Consider the following 24,310-nt stretch of genomic DNA (forward strand, 5'->3'; position numbering starts at 1 on the left):
CCCCGCCGGACCGGCGGGAGCGGACGGAGCCCGGATAAACAGCGGTAAGCTTCCGCCGAAGGCTCCCGCCAAGGTTCCGGCGCCTCCGGCGGCAAAGCCGGTGCGGGGCGCCGAGGAGGAGACCGCCGGCGCCATGTGGGAGAAGTGCCCTAACTGCGGCAAGGTTATCTACATGGAGGACCTGATGGAGAACCACAAGGTCTGCCCCGGCTGCGGTTATCATTTCCGCATCACCGGCCGCCAGCGCATCAACTATACGGTGGATGAAGGCACCTTTGAGGAATTCAATGGCAGGGTCATGGGCGGCAATCCGCTGGATTTTCCCGGGTATGAGGAGAAACTGAAAAGCGCCCGGGATTTCACCGGACTGTCCGACGCGGTGATTACGGGCACGGGCAAAATCGGCGGGAACCCGGCGGTGGTGTGCGCCATGGACGGATTCTTCATGATGGGCAGCATGGGCGCCGCGGTGGGCGAGAAGATCACCCGCGCCGTGGAAAAGGCCATCGAGCTGAAACTGCCCATCGTCATCTTCACCGTTTCCGGCGGCGCCAGGATGCAGGAGGGCCTCGTTTCCCTCATGCAGATGGCGAAGGTGAGCGGCGCGCTGGCCCGGCTGAACGAGGCGGGGCTGCTCTACATCACCGTACTCACCGATCCCACCACCGGCGGCGTGACGGCGAGCTTCGCCATGCTGGGGGATATCATTTTGGCCGAGCCGGACGCCCTTATCGGCTTTGCCGGCAAGCGGGTCATTGAAAGCACCGTCAAGCAGACGCTGCCCGAGGGTTTTCAACGGGCCGAGTTTCTGCTGGAGAAGGGCTTCGTGGACGCCATCGTTCCGCGGCATGAGCTGCCCGGGGCGCTGGCCGGGCTTTTGTCCCTGCATCAAAGGGAGGTGACGGCATGACCGACGCGTGGAGGAGGGTTCAGGCGGCACGGGATCCGTCCCGTCCCACGGCGCAGACCTATATCAGCGCCATCTTTGAGGATTTTATGGAACTGCACGGCGACCGGGTCTTTGGCGATGATCCGGCGGTGATCGGCGGCGTGGCACGGCTGGAAGGCCGGCCCGTGACCGTGATCGGCCAGGAGAAGGGCGTGGACACCAAGGATAAGGTGGCCCGGAACTTCGGCTGCGCCCATCCCGAGGGTTACCGCAAGGCCCTTCGGCTCATGCATCAGGCGGAGAAGTTCCGCCGGCCCGTGCTCGCCATTGTGGACACCCAGGGCGCGTTCTGCGGCATCGGCGCCGAGGAACGGGGTCAGGGCCAGGCCATCGCCCAGTGCCTCATGGATATGATGGCGCTCTCCGTGCCCGCCGTGTGCGTTTTGGTGGGCGAAGGGGGGAGCGGCGGCGCCCTGGCGCTGGCCTGCGGCAACAGGGTGGCCATGCTGGAAAACGCCGTATATTCCATTCTCTCCCCGGAGGGCTTTGCCAGCATCCTCTGGAAGGATGCAAGCCGGGTGGAGGAAGCGGCCGCTTCCATGAAGATGACCGCCGCGGAAGTAAGGGACATGGGCATCGTGGACGCGGTGATCGCGGAGCCGGAGGGGGGCGCTTCCGCCCATCCCGAGGCGGTGGCCGCCGCTATCAAGGACTATTTCACCGGCGCTTTGCAGGAGATGGACGGCTGGACCCCGGAGGAGATCCGGGAGCAGCGTTACCGCCGTTTCCGGGCGATGGGCGCGTGCTAGGTATTATTCAAGATTATATTTGGGCATGGCCTTGCGGGCCGTGCCCTTTTTATTGGGCTCCTCTCCTTTCGGCCCCGGCAATGAAGGAAAGAGCCGGGAAGGCATGGGAAACTGCGGCGGATGCGGCGCCGTGGCACAAAAAAAAGCGGCATCCTGCCGCTTTTTTTTCGCGCTAGAGTGTGAGGGTCACGAAGGGATTCTCGCAGGGGTTGTTTTCCGAAAAGTGGGCCACACCCGCGGTGAGGTCCATGATAAGTCCGAAATTGGTGGCGGCGGGCAGACCCTGTCCGGTTTGGGCATGGCGGCAGATCCCCTCGGGGGCCCCCTTGTGGTCGCCCAGCACCGCCTTGAGGAAGTCCACCGTCACGTCCTTCCTGCCCCGGAGCATCTGGTTCACCCGGGCCTGACGGCTCAGGGTGCCGCCGTATTTCTTGTTGCCGTCCCGCTCGGTGAAGCGGGGGGTTAGGAAGAAGTTGGTGTGGAGAATGCAGCCGTCCTCCGGCAGCAGCGCTCCCACATCCCCCTCGGTCATCTCCGCCGCGATGGCAAGGCCGTCCCGGTGGGCCAGGGTGACGCAGGCGGGACAGCCGATTTCGCCCTCCACCAGCCGGTTGTAGGCCGCGCACAGGGCGGGCTGCTCGAGAGCGCCCCGCATCCGCACATGGAGGGGCAGGGTGCCCTTCCTCCGAAACGGGGCCTTGAGGGCGTTCAGCGTCAGACCGAGGCCGTGGGAATTCATGCCCTTGCCGCCGATGAGGCCCGCCTCGGTGAAGAGGATCAGGGAACCGGTCTCCATTTCAATCCGGAGAATCACCATGGCGCCCCGGAGGATATGAAGAAAATCCCAGGTTTGACCGATCAGCGTGTGGCCGTTCGCCGTATTTTCCGGCATCACCGCAAAGGCCGTGCATTCGCTCATGAACAGGACCTCGCTGCGGTTGTTGAGGGCGAGAATATCCCCGTACTCCACGTCCGCACCCTCGGCGATGGCGGCCATCTCCTCGAGATAGTCCGGCGCGTAGGCGCGGATCGCGGCCTCGGACAGCCGCCCGATGGCCCGGGCCTCCCCGAAGCTGTGACCGTGGGCCTCAAAGATTTTGGTGTAGGCCGAGATGCAAAATGCGATCCGGTCCCTGGCCGCCCGACCGTAGGCGAGCCCCCGTTCCCGGATCGAACCGGAAAGTTCAATGACAGGTACCATATTGCCGCCCCCTATCCTAGATAGGTGAGAACCGCCGTCTGGGCGGGGGTTTCCCTGGCGATTTCAATGGTGTTCGTTTTCGAATAGGTGACGTTGTCCATGAGCTCGGTGAAGGCGGTAAGCCGGGCCAGCACGGGATAGCCGTACTCGTCCGTGGTGTAGTGCATGGGCAGGATCACTCGGGGATGGAGGATTTTGCAAAGGTCCCGCGCCTCCTCCGGGCCGATGGTGTAGTGACCGCCCACCGGCACCATGAGAGCGTCCAGATCCTTGAGCGCTGCAAGCTGGGCGGCGGCGGGCCGGCAGCCCAGATCCCCGAGATGGGCGATGCGAAGGCCGCCCGCCTCCAAGACAAAGATTTTGTTGGGGCCGCGCAGGGCGCCCTCCTCGCCGTCGTGCCAGGAGTCCAGCACCGTGACCTTGAAGGGGGAGGGCCCGCCGGGCAAGAGCTTCACCGCTTCCCGGTAGCCGTGGTCGCTGTGTTCATGGCTGCACAAAACCTCGTTCGCCGTGAGGGCAAGAGGGGCAAGACCGGGCACCGTGTCCGGTCCGTAGGGGTCGATGACGAGGGTATATCCATCGAAAGCCGCGCTCCAACAGGAATGGCCGTGCCAGGTTAAGGTGATCATGGGAATCTCCCCTTTCCACTGTTTTCTTCAGTATAGCACAATGGAACGGGGGAATTAAAGATCCTCGATGTTCATGCGCTCCAGTTCGGAGAGCTTCCGCTCCCGCAGCCTTTTAAAATGACGCACCAAAAAGTAAACCAGAAAACAAAGAAGCGAGGTGACAAGGCCAAGATAGCTCATCCAAAAGGACAGCAGGAGCGCCGTGATGGGGACAATAAGGCCGATGCGGTAGTCCTCCATCCGGGCCATGAAGTATTCCACCGCCACCAGGCCAAGGGGCAGTACGAGCAGCAACGCCAGAATCATGGAGCTTATTTCCATCGGGGATCACCTTCCTTTTTCATTTTTCTGTAGCTGTTCGCCAGCAACTTGGCCGTGTCGTAGTCCAGCTTCTCCTCGAGGGCCAGCCTCTTGATGAGGGCGATGTGGGGATCGGGCGCCGCTTGGTCGTTCAGCTCAATCCGCTGGATGAGCCGGTCCAGCCGCAGGCGCACCGTGGGGTAGGTCACCTTGTACAGCTCCGCCATCTGCTTGAGGGAGCCGGAGGAGAGAAGAAATTTTTTGATGAAGGCGAGATCCTCATCGTCCAGCGCCGCCAGCCATGCCGGCAGATTTTCCGAGATCATGATGGGGCTCCTTTCTAAAAATACAAGTTTTAGTTTAAGTTTATTTTTAATAAAATTATATTATACTTTAATTATATTAAAGTCAAGGGCAAAATGAAAAATACCCGAAGGTATTTTCATTTTCAAGGATTATGCGCTTTTGGCGTTTTTTGAACTCGTCCAGGCGTTTTTCCATTTGCCGGTGGCGAAGCGGATCACGCTCAGCACGCCCCGGACCACCAGGTCCAGCACCATACCGATCCAGGCGCCGGTGAGGCCAAGACCGAGGGGGTAGGCCAGGATATAGGCGGAGATGAGCCGCACGCCCCACATGCCGATCACCGAGATGTAGAAGGGCCACTTGGTGTCCCCTGCGCCCCGAAGCACGCCGGGGATGACCATGGACAGCGCAAAGAAGGGCTCGGCCAGGGCCTCAATGCGCAGAACACCGGCCCCGAGATCCAGAACCGCCGCCTCGCCGGTGAAGATGGACATGAGCCCTCGGGCAAAGATGAACATGAGAGCGCCGGCCACGGTCATCAGCACCGTGCCGTAGATGGTGCAAAGGCGGCCGTAGCGAGTGGCCAGCTCCGTCTCCCCGGCGCCGAGGGCTTGGGCCACCAGCGTGGTGGCCGCCGCCGAAAAGCCAAAGCAGGGCAGGTAGGAGATGGATTCGGCGGTGATGGCCAGATGATGGGCGGCAAGGGCGGTGGTGCCTATGCCGGTTACGAGAGCGGTCATGGCGATCTGTCCAAAGGAGAGGGTCATGCGCTCAAGGGCGTTGGGCGTGCCAAGGCGGGCCACCTCCCGAAGAACATGCTTGTCCGGCCGATAGCTGCTGCGAATGGGGATGCGGATGGGGGATTCCCGAAAGTAGACGGCGCCAAGCAGGGCCAGTCCGGAGAAGGCAAAGGAAGCGGCCGTGGAGATGGCGGCGCCGGTCACGCCAAGGCCCGCGCCCCACATCGTGAAGCTGCTGCCAAAGACCGTGATCTCCCGGGTGGGAAAGATGAGCAAAAAGTTGCCCACCACGTTCAGTACGTTGGTGATGGCGTTGAAAAACAGAGGGGTCTTCGTGTCCCCGGAGCAGCGCAGCACATTGGAGCAGACCACCATGGCCATGTTGAAAAGGTACGCCGAGCCAAACCAGCGCAGGTAGCTGGTGGCCAGGGGAACCACCGCCGCTTCGGCGCCCAGCCAATGAGGCAGATGGGGCGCAATGAGCTCCATGAGGCCGGTGAAGAAAAGACCGCCCACGGCGATCGCGAGCACCGCCTGGGTCATGATCCGCTTCACCCGGTCCAGCTCGCCCGCACCGATATACCTTGCGATCTGCACCGCAAAGCCGATGGCGACGGCGTTCATGACGCCGTTGATGAGCCAGATACTGGAGGTGCCGACAGCTACCGCCGCGGTGGCCGTGGCGCCGAGAGAGCCCACCATGGCGGTGTCCACGTACTGCACCAGGGTCTGCAAAATCTGCTCCACAATGGTGGGCCAGGCGAGGAAGAGAATGATCTTCCGGGGCGGGATGGACTTGTCCAAAAGATCCAGGGTTTTGGCCAAGGGAATGCCTCCTTACCGAATGAAATTGGTGCGGGTCTTCTTGAGCACCGGGGGTTCTTCAATCTTTCCCCGGCCCAGCTCGATCAGCTTTATCAAGTAAGCCATGTTGGCCCCGAGAGCGTCCATGATCTCCAGACCCTCCCCGTCCTCCAACACCTCGCCCGGAGCGGCGCCGTGGGCGATGGTCCAGTACTGGGAGGGGGCGATGAACATCTCGGAGATGCTGAGGTAGTTGTTCAGCTGGTTGAAGGTGGCGATGCCGCCGCTTCTTCGCAGCACGGCCACCGATCCGCCCACCTTGTGGCGGAACCTCGCGCCGGTGCTGTAGAAGGCCCGGTCCATGAAGGCCTTCATGCCGCTGGCGATGGAGGCGTAGTAAACCGGCGCGCCAAACAGCAGGCCGTCCGCCGCTGCCATTTCATCCATCAGCCCATGGAAGGCGTCGTCGCCGAGGGCACACCTGCCGATTTTCTTGCAGGCGCCGCAGGCCATGCAGCCCCGAAGGGGCCAGTGCCCCACCTGCACCAGCTTCGTCTCAATGCCCTCCTTCTCGATGCGCTGGGTTACCCGCGTAAGGGCGGCGGCAGTGTTGCCCGATTTGTGGGGGCTGCCGTTGATGGCGATCACTTTCATGGAATCAGATCCTTTCTTCTTCAATATAAATCTTTGCCTCGGGGAGAAACCGGCCGAGGGCCGCCCGCAGGGCGGCGAGATGTCCGAAGGGCAGCCGCACGACCCCTCCCGATTCACGGACGGGCAGGGATTCGGGCAGCAGCGGTTCCAGCCTGCGGAACTGTTCCCGGGCCATGCGGAAGGGCGCCAGGTTGACGTCCAGAATGAGCTTTGGGTCCAATGCCCGCCGGATGGCGTCCACCAGGGCGAGCTCCTCCGCGGGGGAGCCCAGCAGAGGTTCGAGACAAAGCCGCACTGGATAGCCGTGGCACTGCAGGGCCCGGGCGGCCCGAAGCCGTGCGGCGAGGCTGGGCGCCCCCCGCTCCCAGGAGGACAGGGATTCCGGCAGGAGGGAAAAGGCGGGTATGAGATTGGGCAGGGGCGGCCCCTCAAGGAGGGGCGCGATGCGGGCGCTCCTTGTCCGAAGCTCCACTTTGACGTTCCCATGCTCCGCTGCAAAGCGGACAAAGGCCGCCGCGTGGGGCAGAAGGGCGGACAGGGCCAGCGCGTCGCCCTCGAAGCTGGCAAAGACGGCGTCCGCGCCCTTGGCCTCGGCTTCCGCAAAGCAGTCCTCGAGGTTCATGAAGGCCACCACATGTCCCGAGCCGAACATACCCTTTAAAAAGCAGAACCCGCAGTCGTAGGGACAGCCCCACAGGGTGGAGGCATAATGGGGCCGCTCCGCGCCGTAGGCCTCGCAAAGGGGGGACAGGGGGTAGAGCAAGGCTTCCCGGCGGGCCAGAATGAGGGCGGGAGCCGCCTTCTGCAAAACCACGTCCTGGCGGGGCCGGAGAAAGACGTCCTGATAGGCGTCCACCTCCACCACCCGGGCCCGGGGAAGCCGGGCGATCACCGTCCGGGTGGGCCGGTGATCCAGCAGCGCCCGCTCCACATACACCGTGTGGAAGGGCGGGAGGGTCTTTAAGGGGCTCATGACCGAAGCGCGGCGAGAAGGCGCAAAAGGTAGTCCCGCCGCTCCTCCTTTCCCGGGGTGGGCAGGGACGGAAGCACTCCCCGCCGGCCCTTGTGGATGCGCGCCGCCCGGATGAGCTGCTGCCGCTGGCTTTCGGTGAAACGGGCCGCCTCCGCGAGGGCAAAAAGGCCGTCCCGCTCGGAGGCGGTGAGGGCCCGGGCCGAGACGGCTTCGTCTAGCTCCGTAAGAAAGGGCAGGGCCGACTCGGCAAGCCGTTCCGCCAGGTCCTCCGCCTGGGATCGATTGGGCAGCCCCCGGCCCAGCACGTCGGAGACGATCTTGATGAGCACCGTGTTCTGGGGCCCCGCAAGACGCAGGGCGGTTTTGGCAAAGCCGTAGCCCTCCATATCCACGAGGACGGTCTCGCCCAGCGCCTTTTGCACCGGCCTGCCATGGGTGAGCATGCGTCCGGTCTTGAAGGGATGGGCGTAGAGCATTTCGGGGTAGAGGTCCGCCTCGCCCGGCGCGCCCACCGGCGAAGCCAGCACCACGTCGCCCACCGCGTAGCCCTCGCCGCCGGCGAGGCCAAGGTTGGCGAACAGGGCGTCCTCCCCCGGCCGCACGGCGCAGGCGAGGTAGGCGGCGGCCGCGGCGGCCTCGTAGCGGCCCGGTCCGGAGACAATGAGCGCGGCCTTCTCCCCGGCGGCCATAAAATAAGGCCCCGGCAGTCTTGAGAGCTTGAGGCGCCTTTTGAGGGGCGCCGCTTCCAGCGGCAGGGCACAGGTGATCAGCAGCATAAAAACCTCCTCATTTCAACAGCATACACCGGCCCGGCTACAAAAACAAGGACTTGCTTTTCACGGTCAACTATGCTAAACTAAGAAGGCTAATTCTAGAGGGAGGCTGAACATGGAAGTATTCCAGTACGTATTGAGCGGCGTTTTGATTCTCGCCAGCATCGTTTTGATCGTGATCGTGCTCCTGCAGCCCGGCCGGACTATGGGTCTTGGCAGCATCAGCGGCGGTGCGGAGACCTTCTTTGGCAAGCACAAGGCCAAGAGCTTTGAAGGACGGCTGGCCCTGGCGACGAAGATCGCTGCGGGTCTTTTGGTGGTGCTGTCCATCGTGCTGGTGATCATTACGAAATAGTTGAAAGAACCCCAAAGCGGGGTTCTTTTCTCTTTTAAAAGGAGGGAGCTTTCATGACGCGGGAGGAAGGTTACGCCTGGGTGACGGAGGAACTGAAGGGTCCCGGCCTGGTCAAGCATGTACTGGCCACGGAGGCCATCATGCGGGCGCTGGCCCAAAGATTGGGCGAGGATGAGGAAGCTTTCGGCCTTGCGGGGCTTATCCACGATGTGGACTACGAGCTTACCGGTGAGAAGCCGGAGGAGCACGGCAGAGTGGGCGCCGAATGGATGCGGGCGCGGGGCGTGGACGAGGCGGTGATCCATGCGGTCGAGGCCCACAACGGCGATATGCTGGGCGTGCCCCGGGAAAGCGTGATGGACCGGTGCCTGTACGCCGCCGATCCCATGACCGGGCTCATCGTTGCGGCGGCGCTGGTGCGGCCTTCGAAGAAGCTCGCCGATGTGACGGTGGAATCCATCGGGAAGAAATGGCACTCCAAATCCTTTGCGAAGGGTGCGTCCCGCACGCAGATGGAGACCTGCCGGGACTTTGGCATGGAGCTCAACGATTTTATTGATTTGTCCATCAAGGCCATGCAGGCCATTTCCAATGATCTCGGTTTATAGATGAGCCAGCCGGCAAGAGATATGAAAGGGGCGGGAGGCCTTCGCGGAATGCGAAGGCCTTTCGCATTTTTTTGGACTGCCCCGGACCCGCCCGGCATAGGATTTTCCGGGAGGGATGGATTTGGAAGTAGCAACCTGTATCGCATTTTTTCTGCTGGGGCTTGCCATGCTGGTCAAGGGCGGGGACATCTTTGTGGACGGATCCCTTTGGATCGCCCGGAAGTTCGGCATTTCGGAGCTGGTGATCGGAGCGACGGTGGTTTCCATCGGTACCACGCTGCCGGAGCTGACCGTGTCCGCCACGGCGGCGGTGACGGGACACGCGGGCATCGCCTACGGCAACGCCATCGGTTCGGTGATCTGCAACACGGCGCTCATCGCCGGGCTCAGCCTTCTGATCCGACCGGTGGCGGTCAGCCGCAGAAGCATCGCGAATAATGTGATCTTTTTTTTCGCGGCGGCGGTGCTCTACACCCTGTCGGCGGTGATCTTCGGCGGCATTCCCCGGATGGTGGGGGCGCTGCTTCTGACCTTCTTCGTGTTCTACTGCGTGTGGACGCTGGAGCACGGCGGCGAGTCCCGGGTGCAGCGGGTGGAGGGCAGCATGGCAAAGGAGGTCGTGCTGATGATCCTTGGCGCCGCGGCGGTCTACCTCGGCTCCCGGCTGGTGGTGGAGAATGCCGAGCAGTTCGCCATCTGGATGAAGGTGCCCGAGGAGGTTGTGGCCCTCACCATGGTGGCGCTGGGCACGTCGCTGCCCGAGCTGGCCACGGCCGTCATCGCCCTAAAAAAGAAGCACGGCGCCCTGTCCCTTGGCAACATCCTTGGAGCGAACCTGTTCAATCTGGTGCTGGTCTCCGGCCTCGCCTCCCTCATGGTGCCAACGCCGGTGGACCTCCCGTCGGTGATGAGCGATCTTGTGGTCATGTTCTTTGTGATGCTGGTGCTCACCCTGCCCATCCTGGTCCGGGGCAGAGGGAGCCGCATCCAGGGTCTCGTGCTCCTTGCCGCCTACGGGCTGTATGCCTTCGCTCTTTATCACTAGAAACCGCACCCCCCGGCCCCCTGTCACATAGCATGGGTTGGGGGTGATTTTTTTGAGCCTTTTTTCCATATTGCTGGTGGGTATCGCCACAAACCTTGATAATCTGTGCGCCGCCATGGCTCTCGGCGTCCAGAAAAAGACGCTGCCCGTGTGGGCGAATCTTCTAATCGCGCTGATCTCCGGCGCGGCGGCCTTTGCCGCCGCCGGCGCCGCATCCTTTCTGGCCTTTTCGGGCATCGCCAACCTGCTGGGCGGGCTGATGCTCGCGGCGGTGGGCCTTTGGACCCTTGTCACCGCGAACCGGTGCGGGGACGCCCCGGGACTGGTGCAGCGGATGGATTTCAAGGCCGCGGCGCTTCTGGGCGCGGCCCTTGCCATCAACTGCCTGCCGGTGGCCTTCGGCGCCGGCGCCACCGGCCTTGCCGCGCTTTGGGTGAGCCTTTCCATCGCCGCGTGCAGCTTTGCCAGCGTGGGCCTTGGCATGTTTCTCGGCAACAAAATGGCCCACTGCCTGAACGGCCGGTGGGTGAACATCGTATCCGGCGTTCTGTTGGTGGGCCTGGGTATTCTGGAAGCGCTGCGGTAGGATCAGCCCGGACGGGCGAGGAGCTCCTCCAGCTCCTGCATCCGCAGGATCCGGGGCGCGATGCGGCCGGCAAAGGCCTGCCGCTTCTCCGCCGGGGGCAGGGGGTAGGACAGGGACATGAGCAGCTTGATGCTCACCTGAGGCGCGCAGGAGCCGGACTTCAGCCGGCCGAAATCCATGGCGAGGAACAGGCTGTAGAGATAGTCGATCTCAAGGTCCGTCTCGTCCAGGTACAGGGCGTTGTCCGTCACCCAGACCCGGCCGTGGGTCTTGTAGACTTCCCCCGAGTGGGTGCCCACCCGGGCCACCACCAGCGTGGGATCGGGCACGGGTATGGCCCGTTCGCCATAGCCCCGGATTCCGCCGCCGCCATAGATGGGCACCCTTCCCGCCCTGCCCTTCCAGGGCGAGCCGGAGCGGAACCGGAACAGGGCGGAGCCGCGCTCCATGGGCCAGCCTGAGCTCTCCGGCGCGCCCAGCTCGGCCGCGAACTCCGCACGGATCACGTCCTTCAGCGCCTCCCGCACCTCCCGGATGAGGGCGAGGCGTTTTTTGCTGAACAGGGCGTTTTCGAAGGGCACTTCCCCGAGAATGCCGATCTGTATGGGCGTTTGCCGCTCCATGTCATGGAGCTTTGCCTCCAGCCGGTCCAGCTTTTGGATGAGCTTCGGCAGCTCCGCCGTGGGTTTTGGCGCCGCATAGTAGGCGGGCAGGAGGGCGTAGCCGCGGCCGGCCAGCATCTGCCGGGACACGGCCATGGACGCGCTCTCAAAGGCGGGCCGCTTGATGGCCTCCTGAAAGGCGGCAAGGCTTTCCGCCGCCGCCAGGTCCAAAAGACGCACCGACTCGCTTGCGCCGCCCTTCTCAAAGACGAGGATGGCGGTGCGGACGTTGGACCTTGGGGAGAACACGGCGGGGGGCAGCAGCACCACCGCTGAAAGCCGGCACTCTTCCACCAGCTCCCGGCGCAGGGCGAGGTCGTCCTGTCCGCTCCGGGTGAGAAACCCGCTGGGCATGACCACCGACGCACGCTGCCCCATTTCCATGCGCCGAAGGAGGGTGTGCAGATATAGATTTTCCTTCCGCCGGCATTCGGGATAGAGCTCCCCCTCTTCCACGTCGCCAAAGGGCGGGTTCAGCAGGACAAGCCCCGGCGTGCCGTATTCAAAGTAGTCGGCACGGCCCATCTGTTTTTGCAGCTGGCCGGCCATGGTGCGCACGGCCCGGACAAGCTTTTGTATATCCAAACCCTGATCCTCCGCTTTCTACATATTTATCTAAATTGTACCTTTTTTGAGGACAAGAAACAATACGGTATTTTTATCCAAAGGGGAAAAAGGGCGGAAAGATCGAATTTTAGGGGACAGGCGGGGACTTGTGAGGGGGCGGCGAAGGGAGTATAATAAAGAAATAGTCCAAGGAGGCCTGAAATGCTGGAGATCATCGAACGAAAACGCTGGGGCGGCAAGCTGTCCCGGGCCATGATCGAGGACGCTGTGCTGGGGTACACCCGGGGCGAGATCCCGGACTACCAGATGAGCGCCCTTCTGATGGCCATCTGCCTGAACGGCATGGACGAGGAGGAGACCTTTGAGCTCACCCGCGCCATGGCCCGCTCCGGGGAGCGGGTGGACCTCACCGCCATCCCCGGCGTCAAGGTGGATAAGCACAGCACCGGCGGCGTTGCGGACACCACCACGCTGGTGATCGGGCCCTGGGCCGCGGCGGTGGGCGTGCCGGTGGCCAAGATGAGCGGACGGGGACTGTCCTTTACCGGCGGCACCATCGACAAACTGGAGGCCATTCCCGGCTTTCGCACCGACCTTTCCATGGCGGAATTCACCGCCGCGGTGCGGGAGGTGGGCGTTGCGGTCACCGGTCAAAGCGGGGAGCTGGCTCCGGCGGACAAGAAGATCTATGCGCTGAGGGACGTGACGGGCACGGTGGAGAGCCTGCCCCTTATCGCCAGCTCCATCATGAGCAAGAAGCTCTCCTCCGGCGCGGACGGCCTGGTGCTGGACGTGAAATGCGGCGAGGGCGCCTTCATGGCGACAAAGGAAGCGGGGGAGGAGCTGGCCCGGGCAATGGTGAGAATCGCGGGAAGCGCGGGCCTTCGGGCGGTGGCCCTGGTGACGGCCATGGACCAGCCTTTGGGGGAGAACATCGGCAACGCCCTTGAGGTGGCGGAGGCCATTGAAATTCTGCAGGGCGGGCGGAAGGATTCGGATCTTTACCGCGTGTGCCGCGCCCTGGCGGCGGAGATGACGGCCCTGTCCCTGGGCCTGGAGCAAAGGGAGGCCGAAAAAAGACTGGACGCCGCGCTCTCCACGGGGGAAGCCCTTGAAAAATTCCGGGCGATGGTCGCCCGGCAGGGCGGGGATCCGGAGACGGCGGACCATCCCGCCCGGCTCTACGACCCGCCGGCCTTTGTCATCACCGCCTGGCGGGACGGCGTGATCGAAGCCCAGCACCCGAGGGCTCTTGGCCTTCTGGCCCAGCGGATGGGCGCGGGCCGGGAGAAGCTGGGGGATGCCATCGACCCCAAGGTGGGTCTGGTGCTGAAAAAGCGGGTGGGCGATCCGGTGGCGGCGGGCGAACCCCTCTGCGAGGTCCATCTGGGCCGGCGCATGGACGAGGCCGCGGTGCGGGAGCGCTTCAAGGAGGCGGTAGTCATCGGGGAGAAGGCCGAAAAGCGGCCGGTGCTCCTCGCCAGAATCGACGAAACCGGCTGATGCCGTTTTCCATAGATCAAGAACAGGAGGAAAAAAATATGGTTGAGATCAGGGAGGTAACGACCCAAAGACAAAAGAAAGCTTTTGTCCGGTACCCCTTCAAGCTGTACAAGCGGAACGACAACTGGGTGCCGGACATGATTGGGGATGAGCTGGACAATCTGGATCCGGAAAAGAACCCGGCTTTTCGGTTCTGCACCATGCGTCTATTTCTGGCCTATCGGGACGACAAGATCGTGGGCAGGATTGCGGGACTCATCAACCGGGCGTACAATGAGAAGTGGGGCGTGAAGCGGATGCGCTTTTGCCGCACGGACTTCATCGACGACGATGAGGTTGTGGACGCCTTGTTCGACACGGTGGAAAACTGGGCGCGGGAGGAAGGCCTCGAGGAAATCCACGGCCCCATCGGGTTTTCCGATTTCGACAAGGAGGGTATGCTGATTGAAGGCTTTGACCTGCCCACCACCATCGTGACGCTGTACAACGCGCCCTACTACAAGGGCCAGCTGGAGCGCCGGGGCTATGTCAAGGAAGCGGACTGGGTGGAATATCAGATCAAGGTGCCCAAGGAGATGCCGGAGAAGGTGGTCAAATTCTGTGACCGGTCCCTGGAACGGTACGGCCTCAAGGTGCTGAACTTCGATTCCATGAAGGACGTGATGCCCTACGTGCAGGATGTCTTCGACGTGACCAACGAGGCCTACGCCGATCTGTACGGCACGGTGCCCTTCACGCCGGAGATGGTGGACAGCTATGTGGATCAGTTTTTGAAGTTCATCAATCCGAAGTACGTCAAGCTCATCGTGGACAAGGAGGGCGAGGTTATCGCCTACGGCCTGGGGGTGCCTTCCATGACCAGGGCGTTTCAGCGGGGCAAGGGCCGGCTGTTTCCCTTGGGGCTTTTGTTCATGCTGTGGGCGGTCAAGCGGCCCAAGGTCCTCGACCTCTATCTTGTGGCCATCCGCAAGAAGTATCAGGGCAAGGGCATCAACGCCGTGCTTTTGACCGAGTTCAACAAGCAGGCTCTGGAGGACGGTATCGCCTACGCGGAAGCCAATCCGGAGCTGGAGACCAACGCCCAGGTGCAGGCCATGTGGAAGTACTTTGAGACGAAGCAGGTCCGCCGCCGCCGGTGCTTTGTGAAGGAACTGTAATCAGGAATTATTCTTATTTATAATGAGGGAACGGCCTTCTGGTCCGTTCCTTTTTTATGCTATAATGGCGCAAAGGGGGTCTGGTCATGGAATCCAGGGGAAGAAGAAGGCTGGGCGCCGCGCTGCCCTTCGTGGTGCTTGGGGCGGGCTATGGGCTCATCCGATTCGTTCTTTTTGGGATGCACGGCATGAAGGACTGGCCGGATCTAATGGCGGGGGCGGGCCTTGCCGTTCTGATCGCAGCGGCGCTGGCCGGCGGCAGGAGGACGGCCTGGGCCTCGGCGCTGGGCTATGCCGCGGGCTTTTTGCTGGGGGCGCTCCTTAGCTGCGGCGGCACGGATCCCGGCGGCGGCAAAACGAACAATCTTTGGATCATCTGGGCAGGCGCCTATGGGCTGTTCATCCTTGGCGGCATCGCCCTGGACCTGTGGAAGAGGCAAAAAGAACGGCAGGACTCCCGGCAATCCTGATGGACCGCGGCGCAGTTGGCGCCCGGTCCTTTTTTGTTCGTATGGCGCGGGCGGACTTGGGGAATGCTGGAAGATGAGGAGGGGATGGCTTTGCAGAAGGTAGGCAAAGTAAAGCAGGCCTTGGTGGGCATCGCAATCGGCATCACCAACGGCTTTTTCGGCGCGGGCGGCGGCATGCTGGCGGTGCCGGTCCTGAAAAGAATGTACAAGCTGGAGGACCACAAGGCCCACGCCAGCGCACTGTCGGTGATGCTGCCCCTGTCGGCGGTGTCGGCGGCGGTGTACGCCTTTTCCAATCTGCCGGAACTTGGCATCCTGCTTTGGGCGGGCGGCGGCTCCATCGTGGGCGCGGTGGTGGGCGGACTCATGCTGGGCAAGATCCCGAACGTGTGGCTGTCCCGGGTGTTTGCAGCCCTGATGATCGTGGCTGCGGTGAGGATGGTGATCTTTTGATCGCGGGCATCATCGGACTTTTGTCCGGCTTTATCAGCGCCATGGGGATCGGCGGGGGCACGGTGCTCATCCCAGCGCTGGTGGTGCTCCTGGATGTTTCCCAGCGCCAGGCCCAGTCCGCCAATCTTCTCGCCTTTCTGCCCACGGCGGCCGTGGCTCTTTTCATCCATATCAAAAACAAGCGGGTGGTTTTCTATCCCTGGCTGGTGGCGGGGGGCGTCCTTGGCGCGGTGGGCGGCGCGCTTCTTGGCACGGTCTTTTCCGAGGATCTTCTGCGGCGGCTTTTCGGCGGTTTTCTGCTCATCCTCGGAATCCATGAATTCTGGAAGGCGAAACCGCAGAAAAAGAAGGCCGAATAGTATTTTGTCATGGTTTCGTAAGGATTGTTTAATTTACAGATCGGCCTTTACCCTTTACAATGTAAATAACCAGTTTTATGGAAAGGTATGGGGTTCAAGTTGAGCAACGAAAACAAGAAACAAAATGCTGGCGGCGGCCAGCCAAAGAAAGGGCAGGCCAAGAAGGGGCAGCCGAAGAATGGGCAGCCAAACGGCCAAAAGAAAACGGCGGACAGGAAGGGCGGCTCCAAGAAGGGCCTCATCATCGCGCTGGTGGTGCTGCTGGTGGTGGCCGGCTGTGCCGGCGGCTATATGATCTGGCAGAACAACAGCACGGCGGGCACGCTCAGCCGGGATACCTATTACGACGGGGTATCGGTTGCCGGCGTGGATCTGTCCGGCAAGACTCGGGAGGAGGCGAGGACCCTCGTCGCCGAGCAGGAACAGAAGATTCAAAATGAGACGAAACTCGCTTTGGTCTATGAGAGCAGCCGCTACGAATTGACCGGGGCCGACTTCGCTTTCACCTTTGATACGGACCAGGTGCTGGAAACCGCCTATCAGGCGGGCCGCACCGGCACCGATGAGGAGCGGCTTGCCGCCATCGAGGCGCTGAAGGTCACACCCCAGAACTTTGACATTTCCTACACCGTGGACGCCAGCGGCGCCGGCGCAAGAATCGCCGAGATCGCCGCCGCGCTGGACGTGGAGCCGGTGGAGCCGACCATCGGGGAATTCAACCCCAGCCTGGAGGAGAAGTTCGTCTTCACCGAGGGCAAGGACGGCGCCAAGGTGGACCAGGAGGCGCTGCTCGCGGAGGTGGAATCAAAGGTCGCGGCCAAGGATTTCACCGATCTTGTCATCACGCTGAATCCCGTGTCCCCCCTGCACACGAAGGAGGACCTCACGGCCAACGTGCGCAAGATTGCCACCGCTTCGACCACGGTGACCAACAACTCCAACCGGAACACCAACATCCGCCTCATCACCGAAAAGATCAGCGGCAACGTGGTGATGCCCGGCGAAACCTTCTCCGTGAACGAGACCAGCGGCCCGAGAAGCGCGGCCAACGGCTACAAGCCCGCTCATGCACTGGTTCAGGGCGAATATGTGGATGAAATCGGCGGCGGTATCTGCCAGGCGTCCACCACCCTGTTCTGCGCCGTGGCCAAGGCGGACCTGGAGATCGTGGAGCGTCAGCCCCACGGCATCCCCGCCACCTATGTGGAATACGGCTTTGACGCCACCGTGGCCTGGCCCAGCCTGGATTTCAAGTTCAAAAACAACACCGAGTACCCCATCTATATCGAGGGCTATCTCGACGGCCTCACCCTCACCTACAACATCTACGGAGCGCCCATCGAGGGGGATCCGGGGATTTCCATCAAGCTGAAGAGCGTGTATCTTGGCTCCATTGCTCAGCCCGAAGCCAAGGTCACCATCGACAACAGCCTGAACCCCGGCGAGGAAGTCGTGGATAAGAAGGGCCGCACCGGTCATGTGGCCGACACCTACAAGGTGTTCTACAAGGACGGCAAGGAGCTCAAGTCGGAGAAGCTGTGCAACAGCCGCTATCCCGCCGCCCAGGCCGTTATTCGAAAGGGACCGGACGCCACGCCGTCGCCTTCGGTGACGCCGTCGCCGAATACGCCGCCGCCGGTGACCGATCCGCCGGTGACGCAGCCGCCGGTAACCAATCCGCCGGCGAGCGATCCGCCTGCCACCAATCCGCCCGCGGAGGGCGCCGGTGAAGGGGGAGCCTGAAGAAAATGAGGAGGCTGGCACCTGGTGCCAGCCTTTTTGCTGCCGCGAGGCAGGATTTCCTGGCCAAAGCGGGGAAACAAAGATCATTGAATGACGGGGGAGGCGAGAAAATGCAGCCATTTTTGATCAAACCGGCCTATCATGCGGCGATCTGGGGCGGTCAGCGCATGAGGGAAGCGCTGGGCATGACCGTTCCCTTTGAAAAGACGGGGGAATGCTGGGCGGTGTCCGCCCATCCAGCCGGCGTGGGCGAGGTGGCAAGCGGTCCCATGGCGGGAAAGAAGCTGGACGAACTGTTTCGGGAACATCCGGAGGTGCTGGGGGGCGGCGGGGAATTCCCCATCCTGGCCAAGATTCTTGACGCCAGCGACGTTTTGAGCGTGCAGGTGCATCCGGATGACGAATATGCGGCCCGGGTGGAGCACACCCTGGGCAAGCGGGAGGCCTGGCTTATCATTGATGCGCCGCCGGGCGCAGAACTGATTCTGGGGGTGAAGCCGGGCACGGACCGCGAGACCTTCCGCCGGGCCATCGAGGAGAACCGGCTGGAGGCGTATCTTCTTCGCCGGAAGGTGGCGCCGGGGGATGTGCTCATGATCCCGCCGGGCACGGTGCATGCCATTGGCAGGGGAATCCTGCTCTACGAGATTCAGCAGGCCTCCGACGTGGTGTACCGGGTGTACGACTGGGGCAGGCTGGAGAACGGAAAGCCCCGCGAGCTTCATGTGGATAAGGCGCTGGATGTGATCGATTTCGATGCAAGGCCGCCGGAAGCCGCGGGCGTGGTGCTGGACGAGGCGGGCTGCCAGCGGCGGGTCGCTATCGCCGGGGAAGCCTTTGCCCTGGAAGTTCTCGAGATCTCCGGCCGCTACCGCAGGGAGGGGGATTCCTTTTTTGCCTTCACCTGCCTCGGCGGGGAGGGGCACCTGGTCTCGGGTGAGGAGCGGCTGCTCCTTGAGGCGGGGGATTCGGTCTTCATTCCGGCCGGCGCCGGGGTCTGGGGCCTTGAAGGGCATCTTTGGGGCGCCCTCGTCTACCTGCCGGACCGGGCGGGCCTGCGGGCCGAGCTGATGGCAAAGGGGGCGTCTTCGGAAGAGCTTGGGAAGGTGTGCGGTCTGGAGGGCGGAGCGTGAAGCTGCCGGACGCCTTTTTGGCGAACATGAAGGAGCTTTTGGGGGATGAATACGGCGCTTTTCTTGCCAGCTATGCCGAAAAGCCGGAGCGGGGCCTTCGGGTGAACACGCTCAAGATCGCGCCGGAGGATTACAGGGAGCTGTCCCCCTGGCCGCTCACGCCGGTGCCCTGGGAGGCGGCGGGTTATGTGGGCGCGGCGGAGGGGCGGCACCCCCACCATCTGGCCGGGCTGTTCTACATCCAGGAGCCCAGCGCCATGGCGGCGGCGGGCACGCTGGACCCGAAGCCCCATGAGCGGGTGCTGGACCTCTCGGCGGCGCCGGGCGGAAAGGCCACTGCGCTGGCCGCCCGGATGGAAAACACCGGGTTTTTCGTGGCAAACGAGATCGTGCCGGCGAGGGCCCGAACCCTGCTGTCCAATGTGGAGCGCATGGGCATCCGAAACGCCGTGGTGGTGAGCGAGGACCCCAGAAGGCTTCTGGACCATTTCGGCCCCTATTTTGACCGGGTGCTGGTGGACGCGCCCTGCAGCGGCGAGGGCATGTTCCGCAGGGAGCCGGAGGGCATCGCCCTTTGGAACGGGAAAACGAACGAGGCCTGCGCCCAGCGCCAGAGCAGAATCCTGGATACGGCGGCGGGACTGGTGCGGGGCGGCGGACGGCTGCTCTATTCCACCTGCACCTTTTCGCCCCTGGAGAACGAGGAAGCGGCGGCGGGATTTCTGGCCCGGCATTCGGACTTTGTGCTGGAGCCCATCGCGCCGCTGCCCGGTTTTTCCGAGGGGCTTCTGCCGGGGACGGTGCGCATCTGGCCCCACAAGGCGCCGGGGGAGGGTCACTTCATGGCCCGGTTCCGAAAGAAGGGGGAGGAGGCTTCCCGGCTTCCCGAACTGGCTTTGGATGCGGCGCCCAAACCACTTCGGGAGTTCGCGGAAGGATTTTTCACCGCATCGGAGGAAGGGCCGGTGCTGCCCCTGAAGGAGAGCTGTTTTGTACCACCGGAGGGCTGCCCGCGGCTTTCGGGCCTTCGGGTGCTTCGGTGCGGCTTGGCGCTGGGCGAGGTCCGCGGGAAGCATTTTGTGCCCCATCACGCCATGGCCATGGCGCTTTTAAAAGGCGACGCCCGCCGGGAGCTGGCCCTTGCTGCCGATGATCCAAGGCTCCTCGCCTATCTTCGCGGGGAGACGGTGCCGGGCGCACCGGACAGGGGCTGGGGCGTGGTGCTCGTGGACGGCTATCCCGTGGGCCTCATGCGGGAGAGCGAGGGCATTTACAAGAATGGCCTCCCGAAGGGGCTCCGCCTTTATTGACGGACCTTTTCGGCAATGGTACAATAATGAGAAAATCGATAAAGGAGGGCTTTGGTTTGTTGAAGGAATTGGATCTCAATATTCTTGAGCTGCTGAACGAGGATTCCCGCCGCAGCCATCAGGAAATCGCGGAAATTTTGGGTGTTGAGGAGGCAGCCGTCGCAGCAGCCATCGCCCGTATGACGGAGGACGGAACCATCATCAAATATACCGCCGCCATCAACTGGGATAAGACCGGCGATGAGCGGGTGGAGGCCCTGATCGAGGTGCGGGTCACCCCCCAGCGGGAGGAGGGCTTTGACAAGATCGCCCAGCGCATCTACCGCCACGAGGAAGTGGAGTCGGTGTACCTGATGAGCGGCGCCTACGACCTCATGGTCATGGTGCGGGGCAGGACCCTTCGGGAGGTATCCCTGTTCGTGTCCCAGAAGCTGGCGTGCCTGGACAATGTGCTCAGCACCGCCACCCACTTCGTACTCAAAAAATACAAGTTTGACGGCGTGATCCTGGAAAAGCAGGAAAGGCCTGAACGATTGGTGGTGAGCCCGTGAACTACGATAAGCTGATTGCGCCCCATGTGGCGGCGGTGCCGCCCTCGGGTATCCGGAAATTCTTTGATATTGTGAGCACCATGAAGGACGCCATCTCCCTCGGTGTGGGCGAGCCGGACTTCACCACCCCCTGGAATATCTGCGAGGCGGCGATCTATGCCATCGAGAAGGGCGTCACCCATTATTCGTCCAACTGGGGCACGCTGGAGCTCCGGCAGGCCATCGCGGAATATTTGACGGACCGCTGCGACGTTCATTACGATCCCAGGGACGAGATCATGGTCACCGTGGGCGCCAGCGAGGGCATTGATCTGGCCCTTCGGGCCATTCTCTCCCCGGGCGATGAGGTGCTGGTGCCCGACCCCGGGTACGTTTCCTACGTGCCGGGCGTCCTTTTTGCCCACGGCGTGCCCGTATCGGTGCCCACCCGGCCGGAGGTGGACTTCCGGCTCACCCCGGAGGACCTCAAGGGACGCATCACGCCAAAGACCAAGGCGCTCATCCTGCCCTACCCCAACAATCCCACCGGCGCCATCATGGCGCGGGAGGATCTTGAGGCCATCGCCGAGGTGCTGAAGGGCACGGATATTCTGGTGCTGTCCGATGAGATCTACAGCGAACTCACCTATGGCCAGAAGCATGTGAGCTTCGCGTCCATCGAGGGTATGAAGGAGCGGACCATCCTGCTGAACGGCTTCTCCAAGGCCTTCGCCATGACCGGCTGGCGCCTCGGGTACCTCTGCGCGCCCCGGGAGCTGGCGGCGGCCATCGTGAAGATCCATCAGTACACCATCCTGTGCGCGCCGGTGGCGGGCCAGGCGGCGGCCGCGGAGGCCCTCAAAAGTGCGAAAATGACCGATTACCGGGATGTGAAGAAGATGCTGCGGACCTACGACTACCGCCGGCGCATGCTTCTTAAGGCCTTCCGGGAGATGGGGCTGCCCTGCTTCGAGCCGAAGGGCGCCTTCTATATGTTCCCGAACATCACCAGCACCGGCATGGATTCGGAGACCTTCTGCGAGGAGCTCCTGAGGCAGCAGAAGGTGGCGGTGGTGCCGGGCACGGCCTTTGGCGAGAGCGGCGAGGGCTTTGTGCGCTGCTCCTATGCCACGGCCACCGAGGACATTCAGGAGGCCATCCGGCGCATCGGCGAATTTGTGAAATCCCATAGGAGGTAAGCGTGAGCGGCTACGACAACTTTCATCCCGACGATTCGGTGGTGGTGGTTCAGGAGGCGGACGGCACTCAGCACGTGCGGAAAAAACGGCACTGGAACACCGGCAAGCCCGTGGTGACCCAGGTCATCATCGGGGCGAATCTCGTCATGTTTCTCCTCGAAATGCTGCTGAGCGGGTTCACACTCTTTTCCGGGGTGAGCACAAGCGTCTTGATCGAGCTTGGCGCGAAGGCCAACTGGCTGATCGCGGACGGCGAGCTGTGGCGGCTTTTCACCTGCACCTTCCTTCACGCCGGGTTCACCCACATTCTTTTCAACATGTGGGGTCTGTGGATCTGGGGCCGGTATGCGGAGGTGCTTTATGGCAAGGTCCGCTATGCCATCATCTATGTCTTCAGCGGGCTCATGGGCAGCCTGCTCAGCTTCTGGCTGAGCCCGGCCGTATCCATCGGCGCCTCCGGCGCGCTGTTCGGCGTTCTCGGCGCCCTTTGCTACATCGGGATCAGCGACCGGCAGATGTTCCGCCGGCTTTTGGGCCCCCAGCTTTTCATCATCATCGGCATCAACCTTTTCTATGGGTTCACCAGCGGCGGCGTGGATAACTTCGGCCATCTGGGCGGGCTCATCGGCGGGTTCGCTGCGGCTGCGGCCCTTGGCCTGTACAAGGAGCGCTGGTTCAGCGTGAAGCGGGTGCTGGCCGTGATCGCGGCGGTTGTGCTTTTTTTCGGTTCCTTCGCCCTTGGCATGAACGCCAACCGGGACGACGACCGCTACCTGACCTACCGGGTGGCGGAGGCGCAGAAGCAGAAGGATTATCAGCAGATGGTGGACCTGGGCCGGGACGCTCTGACCCGGAACGGGGACAACGTGGACGCTTACAAGGCCATCGCCTACGGCGCCACCAACCTGCATGACTACGACACGGCGGTGTCGGCGGCAAAAAGCTGGATCGCTTTGAAGGAGGAGGGCGACGCCTACTACGTGATGGCGGTGTGCTACTACAACTCCGGCAGCTTCAAGGACGCGGCGGTGGCCCTCGAAAAGGGACTCACCCTCTCGCCCCGGGACGGGGATATGCTTGAACTCTACGAGAAGGTACAGAGGATGCTCAAAAATGATGGTGGCACGCGCACCTGAGGACAGAACAAAAGCCCGGCTTCTGCCGGGCTTTTTTGATGGATTTTATCGGGCCAGGGAACCCATGGGATCCCAGGGATTGAGGTGAACGGGCTCGCTTTCCCATTCGGTGAGCAGGGTTTCGGACAGGTACTTTTTATGGATGACCGCCTGATAGACGTACAGATCGAACCAGCTGTCGCTCATCAGATAGTAGCCCTTGTCGCCGTGCTCGTCGGCCCAGCTGTTCTCGATCTTCCACTTGGTGGGCTTTCCCGCCTCGTCCAGATTCACGCCGGTGATGACCATGGCGTGGGTCATGGCGCTCCTGCGGTAATCGAGGGAGGTTTCCTTGTCGAGGTCGAAGGACATCTGGAAGGCGGCGCTGTAGTCGTAGGCCTTGTCGTCCCAGACGCCGCTGTCCCGGTCGCCGTACTTGCCCACGTCGCTGCCGAACCAGACCACCTCGCCGTCCGAGAGCTGCCTTACGATGAGCTCCTTCAAAAGGTTCATCTCCACGTTGAGGTAGCGGATTTCCTTGCCGCCGAGGACATTGCCGAGATAATCCACCGTGTAGGCGGCGTGGTAGGGCTTATCCTGGGTGGGCGCGTTGATGACGCTCACGTATTCGTCCAGGTCGTCGCCCACGTACTTTTCGTAGAACGCCTGAGCCGTGAGGTTCCGGTCGATGTGATAGTTCTTGTCCCGGTCCACGTATTCAAAGTCGAAGGTTTTCGGAGGCTCGCCGAAGGCCGCCGAAAGCATGCCGTAGAATTCGGCCAGCATGACCGTCTTTTCCGCCGTGAGCCGCTCGCTGTCCGCACCGTCCGCATAAAGCTCCCGAAGGCGCTTCGCGTCCTGGGCCAGCTTGGTGTTGATAAGATCGTTCATCCGCATGGTGCAGCCGCTTTGGAAGGTCTCGGCCATGGCGTCCTTCGGCATGAGGCCGTACTTCTTAATGAGGCTGACCAGCATATCCCACTGGCCGCCGTCCTGGATGCCCGTTTGCAGCACCCACATCACCAGCCGGTCATCCAGCGGACGGTCCGCAAGATCGATCACCGACTCGAGGAAATAGTTGATCTTCTCGAATTTATCCCAAAAGGCGATGTAGTTCTGGGAGAGCTCGAACATCTCGATGTTGCACTTTTTGCCCACCCTTTCCCGGAGCACGTTGAGTCCGGCAAAGATCCAGCAGCGTCCGCTCTTGTTCTGGCTGGTCACCTTCATGGTGGGAATGTCGATGGAGAACTTGTACTGGGTCCTCCGGCGGGCCTCCCCGACGCAGGCAATGCTCTCGATGGCGTTGCGGTCGAGGGCACGGGTCATGGCCTGAAGAACCGGGTTCTCCCGGTAGCGTTTTTCAAAGCCCTGCAGCATTTCAGGGGTCACGGGTTTGGCGTTTTTCATATGAACTCATCCTTTCCGCCCATTCGC

27 protein-coding genes are annotated in these 24,310 nt (G+C 62.5%); 17 read left to right on the forward strand and 10 right to left on the reverse strand.

Annotation, left to right across the window (positions count from 1 at the left end; all coding sequences use genetic code 11):
• Positions 1 to 100 precede the first annotated feature (100 nt).
• Positions 101 to 910 (forward strand): acetyl-CoA carboxylase, carboxyltransferase subunit beta, encoded by an 810-nt coding sequence (gene accD, locus H8696_RS00825; RefSeq protein WP_407926359.1) that lies wholly within the window; start codon positions 101 to 103, stop codon positions 908 to 910.
• On the forward strand, positions 907 to 1,698 hold the full coding sequence (locus tag H8696_RS00830; protein WP_249314286.1) for an acetyl-CoA carboxylase carboxyltransferase subunit alpha: 792 nt from the start codon (positions 907 to 909) through the stop codon (positions 1,696 to 1,698). Before accD ends, H8696_RS00830 begins: the two co-directional genes overlap by 4 nt.
• Before the next feature lie 172 nt (positions 1,699 to 1,870).
• Here the strand turns inward: H8696_RS00830 and H8696_RS00835 are convergent, their stop codons facing one another.
• The 8 genes from H8696_RS00835 to H8696_RS00870 all read right to left on the reverse strand — a co-directional run bounded on the left by H8696_RS00835 (position 1,871) and on the right by H8696_RS00870 (position 8,081).
• The gene (locus H8696_RS00835) at positions 1,871 to 2,899 is read right to left on the reverse strand and encodes a C45 family autoproteolytic acyltransferase/hydolase (RefSeq protein WP_249314288.1); all 1,029 of its coding nucleotides are present in this window, start codon (positions 2,897 to 2,899) and stop codon (positions 1,871 to 1,873) included.
• Between the two features lie 11 nt (positions 2,900 to 2,910).
• Positions 2,911 to 3,528: an MBL fold metallo-hydrolase gene (locus H8696_RS00840; RefSeq protein WP_249314290.1), complete on the reverse strand. Its 618-nt coding sequence runs from the start codon at positions 3,526 to 3,528 to the stop codon at positions 2,911 to 2,913.
• Between the two features lie 54 nt (positions 3,529 to 3,582).
• Positions 3,583 to 3,834: a hypothetical protein gene (locus H8696_RS00845; RefSeq protein ID WP_249314292.1), complete on the reverse strand. Its 252-nt coding sequence runs from the start codon at positions 3,832 to 3,834 to the stop codon at positions 3,583 to 3,585.
• A gap of 5 nt (positions 3,835 to 3,839) precedes the next feature.
• Entirely contained in the window at positions 3,840 to 4,154 is a 315-nt protein-coding gene (locus tag H8696_RS00850; protein ID WP_249314294.1) for a DUF2089 family protein, read from the reverse strand.
• Between the two features lie 129 nt (positions 4,155 to 4,283).
• A complete protein-coding gene (locus H8696_RS00855; RefSeq protein WP_249314296.1) occupies positions 4,284 to 5,699 on the reverse strand; it encodes an MATE family efflux transporter in 1,416 nt (471 codons plus the stop codon).
• Positions 5,700 to 5,711: 12 nt separating this feature from the next.
• Positions 5,712 to 6,332 carry a flavodoxin family protein gene (locus H8696_RS00860; RefSeq protein ID WP_249314298.1) on the reverse strand — a complete coding sequence of 207 codons (621 nt, stop codon included), beginning with the start codon at positions 6,330 to 6,332 and terminating at the stop codon, positions 5,712 to 5,714.
• A gap of 4 nt (positions 6,333 to 6,336) precedes the next feature.
• Complete coding sequence (locus tag H8696_RS00865; protein ID WP_249314300.1) at positions 6,337 to 7,305, reverse strand: radical SAM family protein; 969 nt, start codon at positions 7,303 to 7,305, stop codon at positions 6,337 to 6,339.
• Positions 7,302 to 8,081 carry a nucleoside phosphorylase-I family protein gene (locus tag H8696_RS00870; protein ID WP_249314301.1) on the reverse strand — a complete coding sequence of 260 codons (780 nt, stop codon included), beginning with the start codon at positions 8,079 to 8,081 and terminating at the stop codon, positions 7,302 to 7,304. Before H8696_RS00870 ends, H8696_RS00865 begins: the two co-directional genes overlap by 4 nt.
• A 112-nt stretch (positions 8,082 to 8,193) precedes the next feature.
• On the opposite strand from H8696_RS00870, the gene secG reads away from it, so the two are divergent.
• From secG to H8696_RS00890, 4 genes are all read left to right on the forward strand, one after another.
• Positions 8,194 to 8,433 (forward strand): preprotein translocase subunit SecG, encoded by a 240-nt coding sequence (gene secG / locus H8696_RS00875; protein WP_249314303.1) that lies wholly within the window; start codon positions 8,194 to 8,196, stop codon positions 8,431 to 8,433.
• A gap of 53 nt (positions 8,434 to 8,486) precedes the next feature.
• Complete coding sequence (locus H8696_RS00880) at positions 8,487 to 9,041, forward strand: HDIG domain-containing metalloprotein (protein ID WP_249314305.1); 555 nt, start codon at positions 8,487 to 8,489, stop codon at positions 9,039 to 9,041.
• Between the two features lie 121 nt (positions 9,042 to 9,162).
• Positions 9,163 to 10,086: a calcium/sodium antiporter gene (locus tag H8696_RS00885; protein ID WP_249314307.1), complete on the forward strand. Its 924-nt coding sequence runs from the start codon at positions 9,163 to 9,165 to the stop codon at positions 10,084 to 10,086.
• 52 nt (positions 10,087 to 10,138) lie between these two features.
• The gene (locus tag H8696_RS00890; RefSeq protein WP_249314309.1) at positions 10,139 to 10,672 is read left to right on the forward strand and encodes a manganese efflux pump MntP; all 534 of its coding nucleotides are present in this window, start codon (positions 10,139 to 10,141) and stop codon (positions 10,670 to 10,672) included.
• Positions 10,673 to 10,674: 2 nt separating this feature from the next.
• On the opposite strand, the gene H8696_RS00895 is transcribed toward H8696_RS00890, so the two are convergent.
• Positions 10,675 to 11,919, reverse strand: coding sequence for an N-6 DNA methylase (locus H8696_RS00895; protein ID WP_249314310.1), 1,245 nt, complete (start codon positions 11,917 to 11,919; stop codon positions 10,675 to 10,677).
• A 183-nt stretch (positions 11,920 to 12,102) separates the two neighbouring features.
• Between H8696_RS00895 and H8696_RS00900 the strand changes: the two genes are divergently transcribed.
• The 11 genes from H8696_RS00900 to H8696_RS00950 all read left to right on the forward strand — a co-directional run bounded on the left by H8696_RS00900 (position 12,103) and on the right by H8696_RS00950 (position 22,894).
• Positions 12,103 to 13,404, forward strand: coding sequence for a thymidine phosphorylase (locus H8696_RS00900; protein ID WP_249314312.1), 1,302 nt, complete (start codon positions 12,103 to 12,105; stop codon positions 13,402 to 13,404).
• Between the two features lie 38 nt (positions 13,405 to 13,442).
• Positions 13,443 to 14,561, forward strand: coding sequence for a GNAT family N-acetyltransferase (locus H8696_RS00905; protein ID WP_249314314.1), 1,119 nt, complete (start codon positions 13,443 to 13,445; stop codon positions 14,559 to 14,561).
• 86 nt (positions 14,562 to 14,647) lie between these two features.
• Positions 14,648 to 15,031, forward strand: a complete 384-nt coding sequence (locus H8696_RS00910; RefSeq protein WP_249314316.1) for a hypothetical protein — start codon at positions 14,648 to 14,650, stop codon at positions 15,029 to 15,031.
• 90 nt (positions 15,032 to 15,121) lie between these two features.
• On the forward strand, positions 15,122 to 15,484 hold the full coding sequence (locus H8696_RS00915; RefSeq protein WP_249314319.1) for a sulfite exporter TauE/SafE family protein: 363 nt from the start codon (positions 15,122 to 15,124) through the stop codon (positions 15,482 to 15,484).
• Positions 15,481 to 15,843, forward strand: a complete 363-nt coding sequence (locus tag H8696_RS00920) for a sulfite exporter TauE/SafE family protein (protein ID WP_249314321.1) — start codon at positions 15,481 to 15,483, stop codon at positions 15,841 to 15,843. Before H8696_RS00915 ends, H8696_RS00920 begins: the two co-directional genes overlap by 4 nt.
• A 99-nt stretch (positions 15,844 to 15,942) precedes the next feature.
• The gene (locus tag H8696_RS00925) at positions 15,943 to 17,586 is read left to right on the forward strand and encodes a VanW family protein (RefSeq protein ID WP_249314324.1); all 1,644 of its coding nucleotides are present in this window, start codon (positions 15,943 to 15,945) and stop codon (positions 17,584 to 17,586) included.
• 110 nt (positions 17,587 to 17,696) lie between these two features.
• Complete coding sequence (locus H8696_RS00930) at positions 17,697 to 18,719, forward strand: type I phosphomannose isomerase catalytic subunit (protein WP_249314325.1); 1,023 nt, start codon at positions 17,697 to 17,699, stop codon at positions 18,717 to 18,719.
• Positions 18,716 to 20,029, forward strand: coding sequence for an RsmB/NOP family class I SAM-dependent RNA methyltransferase (locus H8696_RS00935; RefSeq protein ID WP_249314327.1), 1,314 nt, complete (start codon positions 18,716 to 18,718; stop codon positions 20,027 to 20,029). The genes H8696_RS00930 and H8696_RS00935 overlap by 4 nt, the downstream gene beginning before the upstream one ends.
• A 59-nt stretch (positions 20,030 to 20,088) precedes the next feature.
• Positions 20,089 to 20,580 (forward strand): Lrp/AsnC family transcriptional regulator, encoded by a 492-nt coding sequence (locus tag H8696_RS00940; RefSeq protein WP_249315951.1) that lies wholly within the window; start codon positions 20,089 to 20,091, stop codon positions 20,578 to 20,580.
• Positions 20,577 to 21,758 (forward strand): aminotransferase class I/II-fold pyridoxal phosphate-dependent enzyme, encoded by a 1,182-nt coding sequence (locus H8696_RS00945; protein WP_249314329.1) that lies wholly within the window; start codon positions 20,577 to 20,579, stop codon positions 21,756 to 21,758. Before H8696_RS00940 ends, H8696_RS00945 begins: the two co-directional genes overlap by 4 nt.
• 2 nt (positions 21,759 to 21,760) lie before the next feature.
• On the forward strand, positions 21,761 to 22,894 hold the full coding sequence (locus tag H8696_RS00950; protein ID WP_249314330.1) for a rhomboid family intramembrane serine protease: 1,134 nt from the start codon (positions 21,761 to 21,763) through the stop codon (positions 22,892 to 22,894).
• A gap of 45 nt (positions 22,895 to 22,939) precedes the next feature.
• Here the strand turns inward: H8696_RS00950 and H8696_RS00955 are convergent, their stop codons facing one another.
• A complete protein-coding gene (locus tag H8696_RS00955; RefSeq protein ID WP_249314332.1) occupies positions 22,940 to 24,283 on the reverse strand; it encodes a C1 family peptidase in 1,344 nt (447 codons plus the stop codon).
• Positions 24,284 to 24,310 lie beyond the last annotated feature (27 nt).

It is taken from the genome of Gehongia tenuis, assembly GCF_014384795.1.
Lineage (GTDB): Bacteria > Bacillota > Clostridia > Christensenellales > NSJ-53 > Gehongia > Gehongia tenuis.